Genomic DNA, 14,214 nt, shown 5'->3' on the forward strand with positions numbered 1-14,214 from the left:
GATTTTTAATTTAAGTAATTCAATGAATTTAGGTGGGAAGGATCTAGGATTAATTCTTTGTAGAATTCCTTTTTTAAGGAAATGTCCAAAACTCTTCCATTTTGGATTTTCATAATATTGGGGAAGCCAAGATGAGTTATGCTATAAAGTATGGGGGAAATATGTCTTTGTGGAAATTCAGATACAGGTATCTTTCCATCCAGTAAAATTATGTGGATATCAGGATCGAGTTGAGGTAAAATTATTGTTTCGATTATTGTTCTGGATTTCTTTTTTGATGTATAACAAAAGAATTTTTTACCTTCATTCTGAGTAAGAAATTCTTTATATTCTTCTTCATTCCTCGCATTTGAAAAAATAATAAAAGGAGAGAAAAGTAATAGTAATGGAATAAGGAGAATTAAAATAGCAATAGAACCTAAGATCAAAAGTCCAATTCCAAATTGTATTGCTATTTTGTTGAAGTTATTCATAAGTTTCAATAAATGAAATGGCTAGTTTGCCATACTCTAATAAAAGGTAATCCTGTCTATCCCCAAATCCCATAAATCCCAGTTCAGACAATTTACCATTCTCTAATCCCAGCTTTATACTCCACAGCTCTTATAAACTCTGTTTTAGCCTGAGCATAATCGTTGATGTCATCCCAATCTTTTTCCGACAATTCAGATTTTAAAAGATTGTAAGCTTCTTTTTCTTCCTGATGGTCTCTCAAGTAATTTCGAAACGCAAGATGCCTTATCCAAAAAGGAGAGTTTAATTCTACCATGTGAATCTGGTGAGTTCTTTTGTCCTCAGATGATTTGGTGAAATATCTTCTGTATGGCATGGCGTCCTCATAAATAGAAATATAAGAATAGTTGCAAGTTTCTATCGGAGATATAAGGTCATTGACTTTTGAAAAATCTGGTACACCAATGAGGATATCAATGATTGGCTTAGCACTGAGGCCTTCAATAGAAGTACTTCCGATATGTTCAATATGGATATCTGGATTTTGTATTGCAGATGAAATTAGTTCTTTTTCTATCTTAAAAAGATTCCTCCAATTCTGGTTATATAGTTGTAATTCTACTTTCATTTTTTGATATTAATTGGTCAGCCCTAATTCATTAGTCAATTTATAAAATTCATTAATGGCATTTTGATTCATTAAGTCTCCATAACTATCGCCTGCTAATTTAGCCGTTGAACGAAGTTGCGCACATGAAAGACAAATCTGAGTTTGAGCAATTACTTCTCCTTTTTTGTAGAATATAAATGCTAATCTTGGTTCGTAACATGCTACTAAACTTGGATTCTCATAAGTCTTTTTATTGCCTAAAATTTTATTCAACCTTACAATTTGACTGGCAGATAGCTTTTGGGTCTTTTTAATTGAGCTGATATAGTATCCATTTTTGCCTATAGGCATATAGACATGCTCGCCTTCAAAGCCAATATAATCCATGCCAACAACAGAATCGCAAGGGAAACCTTTTGCATGAGAAAGTTCTTTATTTATTGCGAGTTTTGCCGGTTTGTCTTTCCTATAATATAATCGTTCATATTGAAAAGGACTAAACTCATTTGAACGAGAAGTAAAATCAAGGAATATAAATGCAGTAAGTAATGTATATAAGTATTTCATTATGACTATTTCTTTAAATGTCTCTCTAAAAAATCAACATAATGGTCGATTAATTCACTCGGATAATTTTTTTCAAATATTCCAAAACCTATAATAAAAGTTGGTTCGGGCATTAAAAACCTCGAAGCATTATTGACTGATTCAATGAATTCTTGGGCATTTCCGACAGTTGTAATTGCAGTATGTAGTTTTTCTAACCAGAGAGGATCTTCACCTGTATTGTACGTTAGGTAAGGGATTATAAAAGGCACATACTTGGAAAACTCAGGGTTTATTTCAGTGTAAAGTCTTTGGTCCTGCCACTTACCAATTGGGAAGGCCTGTGGGCCCGGTGTATTCATGTGAAAGAAATACTTTTCTTCTATCAGCTTTTTATAATCACAAAACCTATTAACCTCAATTACATTAAATAAGGTATCCCATATATCATCTCCTGCTTGATTAATAATTTGGTATGGATGAAAAGATGCCCCGATGGTAATTGTTCCATTAATACCAGTTAATGGCTGTATTAAATTATAGAAGCCGTTCTTGTTGTCCGACATGCGCATTGGATTTCCCTGGGTAAATCCCCAGATATATTCTTTTCTAAAAGAGTCAAGAGTAATTTTGTCAGAATTTATAGATTCATCTTGTCGGTTTTCTGATTCTTTCTTTTTGTCCATGGATATTCTGTTTTTGTTCAATGATAAATGGAAGTTTGAAGGATGTTAAAAATCCTTCTTAACAGATAAGTGACCTCCGTTTGGTAAGAAAAATAAACACAATGAAGCTAATGACCGAGCCTGCGGTTAAACCTGTGTATTTCAATTTCCTTACTGCAGAGACGAAAAAAAATCCAATTATATTATGAATCTGCTCACTTGCAGGTACTGATTTATTATACTGAATTGTAAAGCTTTCATAAGGAACATGTGAAAGCCATATAATAAAAAGATCAAATGAGGGAGGAATCAATGGTATAATCAAAGAAATGATAATAAAAACTATCGTTGTAATGATTACTGATTTGATAGTTAATTTGGGCTCTTTTTGAAATAGGATGAAAAATCCGGTAAAAGATAAAATTCCAATCCACCAATTATCCATTATTCCTGTTATGACCGTTCCCCACTTGTTGTGGAATACATTAGGAATATTATTTTCTTTGAATAGATTTTTAGTAAAGTATTCTTCTGCAATGGTATAATTGATAAGGTCGAAAAGTATTCCGTAAAGAATTCCTGATAACCAAGAAATTAGTATCAGGTACGTTAATTTTTTACTTTTATTCATTAGTACTTTAAACTAAATTAATCATTAGTCTTTGAAAATCCTGAATAAATCCATCACTTTATAAAAATCCCATCTACGATTTACATTTTTTAAATGCCTAATCCCTTTTTAAAATTACTTAAAACCTGCTGCTGAAACCATAAGTCCAGATTTATATTTTGGGAAATTAGGGTGACATTAATTTTACGAAACTTTTTTATTGAATTTTCAGTAATTATTGAAAGTTTGAAAATTAGTTTTATATTTGAATCATGAATTTCGCAGAAGGTAAAAAGCAATTTATTCAAACCTGGGGGAAACTTGGGTCCGAGTGGGGGATTAACAGGACAATGGCTCAGGTACATGCTCTTTTGCTAATTGCTCCTAAACCGCTCAGTACGGAAGAAATAATGGAAGAACTTAGCATTTCCCGCGGAAATGCTAATATGAACATCAGAGACCTTATAAGCTGGAATCTGGTCCATAAAGAACTGGTTCCTGGCGACAGAAAGGAATATTTCCTGGCAGAAAAGGATATCTGGGAAATAGCCAAAAGAATTTCCAGGGAAAGAAAAAGAAGGGAAATTGAACCTGTTAAAAATGTCTTACACCAGCTTCAAGAGGTAGAAGGGGACAGATCCAACGAAGACGTTAAAGCCTTTACCGATATGATGAACCAACTGGGTGGGTTTGTAGATAAAATGGATAAATCGGTTGATATTATGCTCAGTTCTGATCAGAGCTGGTTCTTCGGAATGTTGTTAAAGCTTATTAAATAAGCTTTTTTATTTGAGTTTAATTTTCAATAAATTCTGAAAGTATGAAAACTTTAAAAAGTCATGTGATCATTTATGATGAGGAATGCCCCATGTGTAATCTATATACTTCGGCTTTTGTAAAATCCGGAATGTTGGATTCAAAAGGTCGGGAAGCCTATAATAAAATAGGGGAGGATATTACTTACAGAATAGATAAGGATCGTGCAAGGAATGAAATAGCCTTAGTTGATACAGAAGGAGGCTCAGTTTCTTACGGATTGGAAAGTTTGTACAAGATTATCGGACATAATTTTCCATTCATGTGGCATGCTTTCAAGCTCAAACCTTTCCATTTTCTATTGAAGAAGTTGTATTTCTTCATCTCTTATAATAGAAAGGTAATTGTGCCGTCAGCTGAATCTGCCTTCAATGCCTGCATTCCTGATTTAAATAAAAAGTATCGGGTTGCATTTATTCTATTTGCATGGATTGTTTCTGCATTGACTTTAAATGCTTTTTCAGATCGTTTGGTTCCTTTGGTTCCTGCTTCAAATCTATTGAGGGAATTTTTGATTTGTGGTGGTCAGCTGATATTTCAAGGAGCCTTGATACTCTATTTTAATAAGACTAAGATATGGGATTATCTTGGTAATGTCATAGCTGTTTCATTGATAGGTTCTATTCTGTTAATGCCTGCCTTATGCTTTCCTTACTCAGGGGACATGCTTTCCAATGTTGGATTTCTTGGTTATTTCCTCCTTGTGGTTGGCTTGTTATTATTGGAACACAAAAGGAGAGTGAATATTTTGAAGCTGCCTCCTGCATTGACTTTAGGGTGGTTAGGTTATCGTCTGATCGTTTTATTAATAATACTATAAACTTACTGATATGAATAGAATAATATTAGCGGGTGGCTCAGGCTATCTCGGAATGGTGCTTGCAGAATATTATAAAGATAAAGTGACTGAGATCATCATTTTAACCAGAGGAAAGAATGATTGGAAGGATAATATCAGATGGGTACACTGGGATGGTCAGCATGTTTCAGTTTGGAGTGAATGGCTTGAAGGCTCGGACTTACTAGTTAACCTCACCGGCAAAAATGTTAATTGTCGCTATACTGAAGAGAATAAAAATGAAATCATAAGTTCCAGAGTTAATGCTACAAATGTATTGGGTGAGGTTTTGTTGAAGCTGAAAAATCCTCCAAAGGTATGGATACAATGTGTCTCATCCACTATTTACAGAGATTCCAGAGATAAATACATGGATGAATTCTCAGGGGAATTGGGAGAGGGGTTCTCTGTAAATGTCTGTGAACAATGGGAAGAAGCTTTTGAAAAACATGAGATTCCAGGAGTAAGGAAAGTAGCATTAAGAATAAGCTTTGTTCTGGGAAGAAACGGTGGTGCATTTCCTACCTTGCACAATCTTGCCAGACTAGGTCTTGGTGGAAAACAAGGCGATGGTCAACAATACGTGAGCTGGATTCATGAAAAGGATTTCGCAAGAATTGTTCAATGGGGCTATGAAAATGAAAAGATTAAAGGAGTCTACAATTGCACTGCTCCCAATCCTGTTACAAATGAAGTTATGATGTTTGGGATTAGAAAAGTAGCCGGAATTCCCGTTGGTTTACCTTCTCCAGAGTGTTTAATCAAAGTAGGTGCATTCCTAATTGGTACAGAGCCAGAGCTGGCATTGAAAAGTCGAAAAGTAGTTCCTGCTAAATTATTGAATGAAGGGTTTCGGTTTGAGTATAATCAAATAGATGTTGCTCTTGCAGATCTTATTAATGGTTAATTAAAATTCCTTATATAAGCTAAAAGACCCGTCAATAAGAAGAACGGGCCTTTTGTTTGTTTTTTATTAAGTTTTCAATTCAGGCTTTAATCAAAATTACCTGCTTGATATAAATTTATCTTAATGTTGTAGTTAATCCTTTTATCGTCCACTTTAACGCTTAAAAAGGTAAGATTTTTGGCTGAAATATTCTGCCTGAAAAATCCCATCTTTTCATTCCCAATAGCTTGTTTCTTCGGAGTGGTAATATACCCGCCTCTGATTTCTCCATCCGGTGTCAGGATGATTTTAATCGTAGACGGTAAAAGCTCTTCCTGATAAGTTTCACTTTCAATGATAAGTTTGCCTGTCAGGTTTTCTTCAAAATTCCACTCGATCATGTTGGTTTTTGAATTCAAATCAATTGTTTTAATCAATTTTCCTTTAGCCATAGCGTTAAGAATTTTAAGTTGGACCTGCGGGTTTATACGGTCTCTCCTAAGGGAAGTTGAAGATGTTAATAACTATAATTTTTTGATTTACAATTGAATTTTGTATGCAAAATTAACCATTTAAAATCCACTGTTTTGCATTGTGGTTATTGGTGAATAAGCGGGTTGGCTTTGCCGGAGGATTTAATACGAAATACATATTTGCTAAAGAACGCTTCATGTCGGAATTAGTCACTATTGCAATTTTCGATAGTCCTTCATAACCAACTTCAGAAAAAAATCTCCAGGCTTGAGGTTTAAAAACTTTTAACTCATGTGACAAAGAAACTATTGCAGGAAAAGTTTTTCCCTTTTGTAGTTCCAATCTGTTTTTTAAAATTTCTTTTGCAACGCTTAGTGTGATGATTGCATCACTTTTGTAGTGTGCATGTAGAATTTCGTCTTCAAACCAAAGCTGTATGTGCTGATCCTCAAATATTATTTCCATATTTTTTATTAAAAATCTTTTAAAGATAAGAAACTTATTATTGTCCGCCCAATTAGAATTTTAAATTGATTATTAGTCCGTCTATTTATTGGTAATAATAAGATTATTAGATAGATAGGTTTAATTTTAATATAAAGTTAAGATCCGTCATTTGAGAGGAATGCCTTTCTGAATGCCAACAGTGAATCTACCTTTGAATATAAATTTTAATGATATGGATCTACTATCCTTAGAAAATAGAAAAACTAAGCACCTAAAAGTGCTACTGATATTTTTAGTTATCTCATCTTCAATATTTTTAATCCTTCATGGGCCTATTCCTCAATCCGCTTCTTATCATAGTTTTGCAGATCATTATACTTTTTATGGTATCAATAATTTTTACAATGTAGTGTCAAACTTTCCCTTTTTTATTGTAGGAGCCGCAGGAATAATTTTTATTCTGAAAAATGATTTTTTATATAAATCTGCAAGACTATGTTTTTTTATAGGTATATTTTTTACGGGGCTTGGGTCGGCTTACTATCACTATGATCCATCGACATCTAGTCTTGTCTGGGACAGGCTTCCAATGGCAATCACATTTATGTCTTTTTTTTCTTTTATTCTTTTTAGGAACTTTTCTTTTCGTAATCATGATAATATATTGATTGCATTGTTGCTGACAGGAGTTGCCAGTATCGTATATTGGTATATCGGAGAGCTTAATGGTAATGGAGATTTGAGATTGTATGCCCTGGTTCAGTTTTACCCTGTTGTCGCTATAATTATTATATTGCTCTGGAATCGAAATGACCGACAAATGTTTGGGGTTATATTCTGGTATATTGCCGCAAAAATATTTGAAGCAACAGACCAGGAATTCTTATCAATGACTGAAGTGATAAGTGGTCACACGATCAAGCATTTGATGGCAGCATGTGCAGCGATACACCTTTTTGTTTTATTCTATATCGAAAATAAATCATTGAGAAAGATTTCTTAATTATGAAAAGAGTTGTTTCAATTCTGTATAAATCATTCAAATACGTATTCGTTTTTTTGTTATTGTATTTAGTTACAGCTTTTGTATTTACAATTATCCCTGTAAATAATTCCTTTACAGAGGCAAAAGATGGTGTTCAGATTTTTATAAGATCCAATGGAGTCCATACCGATATTGTAGTGCCTGTAAAGGACACTGTAAAGGACTGGAGACAGGAGTTGACCGGTTTACACAAATACAATGAGAATCAAATCAAATATGTTGCCTTTGGATGGGGCGATAAAGGTTTTTATCTTCATACACCTACCTGGGCTGATTTAAAAGTTTCCACAGTATTAAAGGCGGCATTCTGGCTAAGTACTTCGGCAATGCATGTTACTTATTATCCTTGGAAGCCCATTCCTGATGAGGATACCAGATCAATTTATATTTCTTCCGATCAATATCGTATGCTTGTAAATTATATCACGGATTCATTCAGGTTGAATTCAGATGGCAGGTTTGAAGTGATTAATTGCTGTCAGTATTCTGGACTGGATAATGAATTTTATGAAGGGAAAGGTGTATACAGCTTATTAAAAACATGTAATACCTGGACGAATAAAGGACTCAAGGAAGCTGGAGTGAATACAGCAGTTTGGGCGCCTTTTGAGTGGTCAGTAATGTATCATAGGGATTGAAATAGTTAAAAGTGGATTTTATCTGTAAGTTGAGAGTGAAGATGTTTAGGTAGGTTTGAGGAAGGGAGAGAAATGTATATTTTAAAATGAAGACTATTTTAATAAAATGAAAAAGTTCTCAGTTTATAGTCTCGTATGGAGATATTCCTTTTTAATCAAATAAATCAGCTATGCTAGGATTGCTAGATTTTAAATCATTATTTGCCTTCTGAGTAGGGACATCTTTTTTTTTGATATAATTAAACTGTAGCTAATTTAAATCCCGCAAATAAAATAATATAAAAGACTGATAACAATAGAACCGATCTTTTTAGGGAGTTGTTTTTAATTCAAATTCTTTTGTATATAATAAGAATGAAAAGCTACGAACAATCAGTTAGAAATGATTTATAATTCATGCTGCAAGGAAAATTTAGATTTTAATCTTGAATAAAATAAGGTTAGCTGAATTTCGATAAACGAAAGGTCCTTCATTTTTTTTAGAAGGGCATTAAATGTATACAGATTCTTTTCCTTACTTCATTTCATCTGGAAACCTGGGTTCTGTTTGACAGCCTGCTGAGGCAGGAGGTGCTTACAGAAATCAAGATAAATACTAGTAAATTTTTAAAACATATTACTTTTCAAAATGATTGTACCAATAGCCATTATTTGGTCTATTTAAGGTCACACATTTACAAGTTATTAAAAAAGAAAGTATTATGAAAATCTTAGTGATTGGCGGTTCTGGCCTTATCGGAACAAAGGTAGTAGCCCAACTACAACAGAAGGGACACCAGGTTATTGCAGCTTCTCCTTCTACCGGAATTAATACGATCACAGGAGAAGGTTTGGCTGAAGCAATGAAAGATACTGACATTGTTATTGATCTTGCCAATTCTCCATCTTTTGAAGACAATGCCGTATTGGAATTTTTCCAGACTTCAGGCCGGAATTTATTGCGTGCGGAAATCAATGCTGGTGTAAAAAAACATGTGGCACTCTCTATAGTGGGTGTCGACACTATGCAGAATATTGGTTATATGCGCGCAAAAATGGTACAGGAAGATTTGATCAGGCAATCTGGAATGCCTTATACTATTATCCGGAGTACACAATTTTTTGAGTTTGTAGGAGGTATCGCCAATCAGGCCACACAAGGAAATGAAGTCCATCTCTCTGATGTGAAATTCCAGCCTATAGCCGCAGATGATGTAGCTGCATTTGTAGTTAAATATGCCCTTGCTGAACCTGTTAATGGTAAGATAGAAATTGCAGGTCCTGATCGTTTTGACATGTATAAAGTCGCAGAGCGTTATCTGCAATACATCAAAGATTCACGTAAAGTAATATCTAATGGGAGGCCAGAGTATTTTGGCGGAGAGGTCAATCATACTGCACTTGTGCCAGCGGGAAAGGCCGAATTAGGAGCAATCAGCTTCGAGAAATGGTTGAGCACACAATTGCAACACGTATAAAATGACTGAATCGCCTATTGGAGACAATTGGAGCAGTCTTTTTAATCATTCTTTTCTCCTGAGAGAATCGTAGAAGCTGAATTTTGTCAATATGTATATGACGAGACTGCTTATGCTATTCCGATATTTAACTTTCATAGTAACGCAAATGAACTGCATCAGGCATTTTTACCTTTATAGGAAATGGAAGAGTCGAAAGATCCTTATAGCGTCTTAAACTATGATCAAGTTTTTATTCTCCTGAAAGATGGAGTTGGAAAAGAAGAATATCAAGGATATGTCAAGCTTGATCGTATTCGAAAAAAATACTTTCTTTCTGGACGTTTTGTGAAGCAGATGAACTTTAAAATGAGTTCGCTTCGATTTCTCCCAGAAAAGAATTTCAAAGCTTACAAAGAAACTAAAAGGGCTATAGATCAGGAACGACTAACATTAAATGTATCATTTAGTCACATTGACTTCATCACATTGCCTTTTGATAGCTTTGATTGGAAGGGGTAATAAGGTTTCTTAAGAAGGGGATTCGAATTTAATTTAAGACTATCTCAGTCTTTGACTCGAAAGATATTTTAAAAACGGAGTTAATTTACTGATTGTTAGTTTGTTGACTCTTTAATTAGTGCACCCGGAGAGGTTCGAACTCCCAACCATCAGAACCGGAATCTGACATTCTATCCAATTGAACTACGGGTGCTTATAAAAGTAATGAGGAGGGATTCAATTGAACCCACTCCTCATTTATGCTTTTGTAATTATTTAGAAAGTACTTCTTTTACTTTAGCAGCTGCATCTTTCAACAAGATAGCAGAGAATACTTTAAGTCCTGATTGCTCAATGATTTTAGCACCTTCTTCTGCATTTGTTCCCTGAAGTCTTACGATGATTGGAACTTTGATGTCACCGATTTTTTTGTAAGCTTCTACAACTCCGTTAGCAACTCTGTCGCATCTTACGATACCACCAAAGATATTAATAAGGATTGCTTTTACATTTGGATCTTTCAGGATGATTCTGAAACCAGCTTCTACCGTCTGAGCGTTTGCTCCACCACCAACATCAAGGAAGTTAGCAGGCTCACCGCCAGAAAGTTTGATAATATCCATAGTAGCCATTGCAAGACCTGCACCGTTTACCATACAACCAACGTTTCCGTCAAGTTTTACATAGTTAAGGCCAGAGTTTGAAGCTTCTACTTCCAAAGGATCTTCTTCGTTAAGATCTCTTAGAGCAGCAAGGTCTTTATGTCTGTATAGCGCGTTATCGTCAAGATTTACTTTTGCGTCAACAGCAAGGATTTTGTTATCTGAAGTCTTTAATACAGGATTGATTTCAAACATTGCAGAATCAGTTTCCTCATAAGCTTTATATAAAGCCTGAATGAAGTTTACCATTTCTTTGAAAGCTTCACCTTCAACACCTAGTTTAAAAGCAATCTTTCTTGCCTGAAATCCTTGAAGACCTACACGTGGATCAACCCACTCTTTAATGATTTTCTCAGGAGTATGCTCCGCAACCTCTTCGATTTCCATACCACCTTCAGTGCTGGCAATGATAAGGTTTTTGCTTGTATTTCTGTCCAATAGAATGGACATATAGTATTCTTTTGGCTTGCTTTCTCCTGGATAATAAACGTCCTGAGAAATCAGAACCTTGTGAACATGCTTTCCTTCAGGACCTGTTTGTTTAGTTACAAGGTTCATACCGATGATCTTACCTGCAAGATCTTTAACTTCATCAAGGTTTTTAGCTAATTTAACTCCCCCGCCTTTTCCTCTTCCACCTGCATGAATTTGAGCCTTTACAACATACCATTCGGTACCTGTTTGCTGGTTTAGTTTTTTAGCGGCTTCTACTGCTGCTTCAGCTGTTTCTGCAACAATTCCTTCCTGTATACGAACACCGTATTTTTTCAGGATCTCTTTACCTTGATATTCATGTATATTCATGAGTAAATAAATAGTTAAAAGTTTAACACCACAGATGTTCTTTTCTTTCAGGGTATTCCCATCTATCGGAAGAACGGCACGAATCTATCATTTTTGGCTTTTAATTTCAAGAAAAGAAGGATTTTTAATCCTTTTAGATTTAAATTTGTTTTTACAAAGTCAGAATGAGTTGATTTATGATGCTGGAAGCAAGAAATATTTATAAAGGTTATCCAAACCTTGAAGTTTTAAAGGGTATCGATCTACAGATTAAACAGGGGGAGATTGTCTCTGTTGTCGGGGCCTCTGGAGCTGGTAAAACTACACTATTGCATATCTTAGGGACACTTGATAAGCAAGATAAGGGGGAGTTATTTATTAACGGAACGAATCTTAATCAGATCGGGGAAAAGGAACTTGCGTTATTCCGAAATAATCATATCGGTTTTGTTTTTCAATTTCATAATCTGCTTCCCGAATTTTCTTGTTTTGAAAATGTATGTCTTCCTGGGTATATAGGAAAAAGAGATAAAAAACAAGTGGAACAGAAGGCAAAAGAATTACTAGATCGACTTGGATTGTCTCAACGTCTAAATCATAAACCTTCAGAGTTATCGGGAGGGGAGCAGCAAAGAACAAGCGTGGCCAGGGCACTTATTAATTCCCCTTCAATAGTATTTGCAGATGAGCCTAGTGGAAATCTGGATTCCAATAATGCAGAAGAGCTTCATAAGTTATTTTTTGAACTCAGAAATGAATTCAATCTTACTTTTGTAATAGTGACACACAATCAGTCTCTTGCGCAAAGTGCGGATAGAAAATTGGAAATGAGAGACGGGAGGATTGTATAGGTTGGTGTGATTTTTTATTGGTTTATCAATTGTTTTGATATATTTTTTGAAGATTATACTGGTTTAATTACTTTTTATTTTTTGTTTTTTGTTTTGCTGTTTTTGGGTTAGTTCTTTGATTTTTAGTTGTTTATTATTTTTATTTTACTTTAAATAACAAAAATTTATTACATCTGTTTAGTGTGTAGGAATGAGTGTAATATAATTGGAGTTTTGAAAATATTTAAAGTGAATTATTTGATTTAATAACTACTGCGATGAATACTATTGAATTTAATAACCTAGTTTATACAGCCTCCAAATCTTTAAAATACCCTGCTTTAAAGTTTACTCACAATCAGGCTGACGCAAATGATCTTATTCAGGATACCATTTTAAAGGCGTTAAAAAATAAGACCAAGTTTAAGAAAGGTACTAACATAAAGGCGTGGCTTTATATAATTATGAAGAATACTTTTATAAGTAATTATCATAAGATAGACAAAAGAAATAGCCTTGTGGATCCGATTGATGATGATTATACTCTTAATGTGCCTAGTACTATTACGTATAATGATGGTACTGCTAATGTTGCAATGGAAGAGATAAATAAGGCGATTAATTCACTGGATAAAGTTTTCCGTGAGCCTTTTATGATGCATTTTTCGGGATTTAAGTATGAAGAAATTGCTCAGAAGTTGAAAATTCCTATGGGTACAGTGAAAAATAGAATTCACGTTGCAAGGAAAACTTTGATGAGTGCACTTAAAGATTATAAAATTTGAACTTAGTTAATCTAAGTGTTGCAGAATGCCAGGCTGACTAGTCTGGCATTTTTTGTTTAATTGAAGTTTAAATATTACATTTCTAATATTGATTAAAATGACTTATTGATTACATTGGTTTATTTTATTTAATATTCTGTAATAAAATATCAAAAAGTATTCATTTTTATAAACTCTTTTATTGATATACAGTAAATTAACATAGTGATGTTGATAACATGGGGAGAAATATGGTGTTTGAAAACTGATAAAAGTGCTTGTATAATTTTTAAAAAGTGTAAAAAAGTGTACATTTGTTACATATTAATCACAACAGGAAAATGCTAGCGACGAGAAAAAATATCAAACAGGAAAAAGACATAATTAAAGCTGAAGAAACAGAAAAAAAAGTAGCCTCTCTAAGTCCTCTTCAAATTAAAGAAGCACTCTTCAAAAGAAGATATAATATTTAATCCGAACGAAATCGGTGACAATCAGGTCAAAAAGAAAATAACCTTACAAAAGACATTAATAACCTTAACCAAAAGAACTTATGACAGCTGTTGAATTCAATGAATTAGTATATACGGCATCAAAATCATTGAAAATACCTGCGTTAAAATTTACGCACAATCACAATGATGCAAATGATCTGATTCAGGATACTATTCTTAAAGCTTTAAGAAACAGAACAAAATTTAAGTCTGGTACTAATATTAAGGCTTGGTTATATATTATCATGAAAAATACTTTTATCAGCAACTACCATAAAATTGATAAAAGAAACACATTGGTTGATCCAATCGACGAGGGTTATAATTTTAATGTTTCAAGTACAATTTCATTCAACCAGGGTGCTAGCAATATTGCATCTAAAGAAATCTACAAAGCAATAAACAAGCTGGATAAAACCTTCAGAATCCCATTTATGATGCATTATGAAGGCTTTAAATACAACGAAATAGCCGACCACCTAAACATCCCAATGGGAACAGTAAAAAACAGGATCCACGTCGCTAGAAAAAACTTAATGGAATCTTTAAAAGAATACCAATACTAACACGCAAATAATCACATTTTAAAAACCCGGAGCAGTTTTTATTCAGTCCTGTTCTGATTCCTAGAAATCTAATCGTTTCGAAAAACGATTGCAGCATGAGAAAAGGAACTGCTTTGGGTTTTTATTTTTTTATATTCCTCTTATAAATTA

The 14,214-nt window shown here is 33.9% G+C and carries 18 protein-coding genes and 1 tRNA gene; 10 read left to right on the plus strand and 9 right to left on the minus strand.

Features of this window, described 5'->3' with window-relative positions; all coding sequences use genetic code 11:
* Positions 1-5 precede the first annotated feature (5 nt).
* The 5 genes from J7604_RS20705 to J7604_RS20725 form a co-directional block, all read right to left on the minus strand.
* A complete protein-coding gene (locus J7604_RS20705) occupies positions 6-473 on the minus strand; it encodes a hypothetical protein (RefSeq protein ID WP_293900158.1) in 468 nt (155 codons plus the stop codon).
* 92 nt (positions 474-565) lie between these two features.
* On the minus strand, positions 566-1,081 hold the full coding sequence (locus J7604_RS20710; protein WP_293900161.1) for a GrpB family protein: 516 nt from the start codon (positions 1,079-1,081) through the stop codon (positions 566-568).
* Positions 1,082-1,090: 9 nt separating this feature from the next.
* Entirely contained in the window at positions 1,091-1,630 is a 540-nt protein-coding gene (locus J7604_RS20715) for a hypothetical protein (RefSeq protein WP_293900164.1), read from the minus strand.
* Positions 1,631-1,635: 5 nt separating this feature from the next.
* On the minus strand, positions 1,636-2,295 hold the full coding sequence (locus J7604_RS20720) for a hypothetical protein (RefSeq protein ID WP_293900167.1): 660 nt from the start codon (positions 2,293-2,295) through the stop codon (positions 1,636-1,638).
* A 58-nt stretch (positions 2,296-2,353) separates the two neighbouring features.
* Complete coding sequence (locus J7604_RS20725) at positions 2,354-2,905, minus strand: hypothetical protein (protein WP_293900170.1); 552 nt, start codon at positions 2,903-2,905, stop codon at positions 2,354-2,356.
* A gap of 251 nt (positions 2,906-3,156) precedes the next feature.
* Here J7604_RS20725 and J7604_RS20730 point away from each other — a divergent pair, with 251 nt between their 5' ends.
* From J7604_RS20730 to J7604_RS20740, 3 genes are read left to right on the plus strand one after another with little or no spacing between them, the layout of a single operon-like run.
* A complete protein-coding gene (locus J7604_RS20730; RefSeq protein ID WP_293900173.1) occupies positions 3,157-3,663 on the plus strand; it encodes a MarR family transcriptional regulator in 507 nt (168 codons plus the stop codon).
* A 41-nt stretch (positions 3,664-3,704) separates the two neighbouring features.
* On the plus strand, positions 3,705-4,520 hold the full coding sequence (locus tag J7604_RS20735; protein WP_293900176.1) for a hypothetical protein: 816 nt from the start codon (positions 3,705-3,707) through the stop codon (positions 4,518-4,520).
* Between the two features lie 10 nt (positions 4,521-4,530).
* Positions 4,531-5,445, plus strand: coding sequence for a TIGR01777 family oxidoreductase (locus tag J7604_RS20740; RefSeq protein WP_293900179.1), 915 nt, complete (start codon positions 4,531-4,533; stop codon positions 5,443-5,445).
* An 86-nt stretch (positions 5,446-5,531) separates the two neighbouring features.
* Here the strand turns inward: J7604_RS20740 and J7604_RS20745 are convergent, their stop codons facing one another.
* Entirely contained in the window at positions 5,532-5,876 is a 345-nt protein-coding gene (locus tag J7604_RS20745; protein WP_293900182.1) for a hypothetical protein, read from the minus strand.
* A 112-nt stretch (positions 5,877-5,988) separates the two neighbouring features.
* Entirely contained in the window at positions 5,989-6,363 is a 375-nt protein-coding gene (locus tag J7604_RS20750) for a hypothetical protein (RefSeq protein WP_293900185.1), read from the minus strand.
* A gap of 259 nt (positions 6,364-6,622) precedes the next feature.
* On the opposite strand from J7604_RS20750, the gene J7604_RS20755 reads away from it, so the two are divergent.
* The 4 genes from J7604_RS20755 (at position 6,623) to J7604_RS20770 (ending at position 9,986) form a co-directional block, all read left to right on the plus strand.
* On the plus strand, positions 6,623-7,348 hold the full coding sequence (locus J7604_RS20755; protein WP_293900188.1) for a ceramidase domain-containing protein: 726 nt from the start codon (positions 6,623-6,625) through the stop codon (positions 7,346-7,348).
* Positions 7,349-7,350: 2 nt separating this feature from the next.
* On the plus strand, positions 7,351-8,028 hold the full coding sequence (locus J7604_RS20760; RefSeq protein WP_293900191.1) for a TIGR02117 family protein: 678 nt from the start codon (positions 7,351-7,353) through the stop codon (positions 8,026-8,028).
* Between the two features lie 701 nt (positions 8,029-8,729).
* The gene (locus J7604_RS20765) at positions 8,730-9,485 is read left to right on the plus strand and encodes an SDR family oxidoreductase (protein WP_293900194.1); all 756 of its coding nucleotides are present in this window, start codon (positions 8,730-8,732) and stop codon (positions 9,483-9,485) included.
* Positions 9,486-9,668: 183 nt separating this feature from the next.
* Positions 9,669-9,986 carry a hypothetical protein gene (locus tag J7604_RS20770; RefSeq protein ID WP_293900197.1) on the plus strand — a complete coding sequence of 106 codons (318 nt, stop codon included), beginning with the start codon at positions 9,669-9,671 and terminating at the stop codon, positions 9,984-9,986.
* A gap of 119 nt (positions 9,987-10,105) precedes the next feature.
* Here the strand turns inward: J7604_RS20770 and J7604_RS20775 are convergent.
* A tRNA-Arg gene (locus J7604_RS20775) sits at positions 10,106-10,179 on the minus strand.
* A gap of 58 nt (positions 10,180-10,237) precedes the next feature.
* A complete protein-coding gene (gene sucC, locus J7604_RS20780) occupies positions 10,238-11,431 on the minus strand; it encodes an ADP-forming succinate--CoA ligase subunit beta (RefSeq protein WP_293900200.1) in 1,194 nt (397 codons plus the stop codon).
* Positions 11,432-11,610: 179 nt separating this feature from the next.
* On the opposite strand from sucC, the gene J7604_RS20785 reads away from it, so the two are divergent.
* From J7604_RS20785 to J7604_RS20795, 3 genes are all read left to right on the plus strand, one after another.
* Positions 11,611-12,261 (plus strand): ABC transporter ATP-binding protein, encoded by a 651-nt coding sequence (locus tag J7604_RS20785; protein ID WP_293900419.1) that lies wholly within the window; start codon positions 11,611-11,613, stop codon positions 12,259-12,261.
* Between the two features lie 257 nt (positions 12,262-12,518).
* The gene (locus tag J7604_RS20790; protein WP_293900203.1) at positions 12,519-13,025 is read left to right on the plus strand and encodes an RNA polymerase sigma factor; all 507 of its coding nucleotides are present in this window, start codon (positions 12,519-12,521) and stop codon (positions 13,023-13,025) included.
* Between the two features lie 532 nt (positions 13,026-13,557).
* Entirely contained in the window at positions 13,558-14,064 is a 507-nt protein-coding gene (locus J7604_RS20795) for an RNA polymerase sigma factor (protein WP_028982531.1), read from the plus strand.
* Positions 14,065-14,214: the final 150 nt, after the last annotated feature.

It is taken from the genome of Sporocytophaga sp. (assembly GCF_017745095.1).
Classification (GTDB): domain Bacteria; phylum Bacteroidota; class Bacteroidia; order Cytophagales; family Cytophagaceae; genus Sporocytophaga.

Excerpts from the sequence above, each read along its gene's own strand:
- J7604_RS20705 (WP_293900158.1), bottom strand. The coding sequence starts at position 473 with ATGAATAACTTCAACAAAATAGCAATACAATTTGGAATTGGACTTTTG.
- J7604_RS20710 (WP_293900161.1), bottom strand. The coding sequence starts at position 1,081 with ATGAAAGTAGAATTACAACTATATAACCAGAATTGGAGGAATCTTTTT.
- J7604_RS20715 (WP_293900164.1), bottom strand. The coding sequence starts at position 1,630 with ATGAAATACTTATATACATTACTTACTGCATTTATATTCCTTGATTTT.
- J7604_RS20720 (WP_293900167.1), bottom strand. The coding sequence starts at position 2,295 with ATGGACAAAAAGAAAGAATCAGAAAACCGACAAGATGAATCTATAAAT.
- J7604_RS20725 (WP_293900170.1), bottom strand. The coding sequence starts at position 2,905 with ATGAATAAAAGTAAAAAATTAACGTACCTGATACTAATTTCTTGGTTA.
- J7604_RS20730 (WP_293900173.1), top strand. The coding sequence starts at position 3,157 with ATGAATTTCGCAGAAGGTAAAAAGCAATTTATTCAAACCTGGGGGAAA.
- J7604_RS20735 (WP_293900176.1), top strand. The coding sequence starts at position 3,705 with ATGAAAACTTTAAAAAGTCATGTGATCATTTATGATGAGGAATGCCCC.
- J7604_RS20740 (WP_293900179.1), top strand. The coding sequence starts at position 4,531 with ATGAATAGAATAATATTAGCGGGTGGCTCAGGCTATCTCGGAATGGTG.
- J7604_RS20745 (WP_293900182.1), bottom strand. The coding sequence starts at position 5,876 with ATGGCTAAAGGAAAATTGATTAAAACAATTGATTTGAATTCAAAAACC.
- J7604_RS20750 (WP_293900185.1), bottom strand. The coding sequence starts at position 6,363 with ATGGAAATAATATTTGAGGATCAGCACATACAGCTTTGGTTTGAAGAC.
- J7604_RS20760 (WP_293900191.1), top strand. The coding sequence starts at position 7,351 with ATGAAAAGAGTTGTTTCAATTCTGTATAAATCATTCAAATACGTATTC.
- J7604_RS20765 (WP_293900194.1), top strand. The coding sequence starts at position 8,730 with ATGAAAATCTTAGTGATTGGCGGTTCTGGCCTTATCGGAACAAAGGTA.
- J7604_RS20770 (WP_293900197.1), top strand. The coding sequence starts at position 9,669 with ATGGAAGAGTCGAAAGATCCTTATAGCGTCTTAAACTATGATCAAGTT.
- sucC (WP_293900200.1), bottom strand. The coding sequence starts at position 11,431 with ATGAATATACATGAATATCAAGGTAAAGAGATCCTGAAAAAATACGGT.
- J7604_RS20785 (WP_293900419.1), top strand. The coding sequence starts at position 11,611 with ATGCTGGAAGCAAGAAATATTTATAAAGGTTATCCAAACCTTGAAGTT.
- J7604_RS20790 (WP_293900203.1), top strand. The coding sequence starts at position 12,519 with ATGAATACTATTGAATTTAATAACCTAGTTTATACAGCCTCCAAATCT.
- J7604_RS20795 (WP_028982531.1), top strand. The coding sequence starts at position 13,558 with ATGACAGCTGTTGAATTCAATGAATTAGTATATACGGCATCAAAATCA.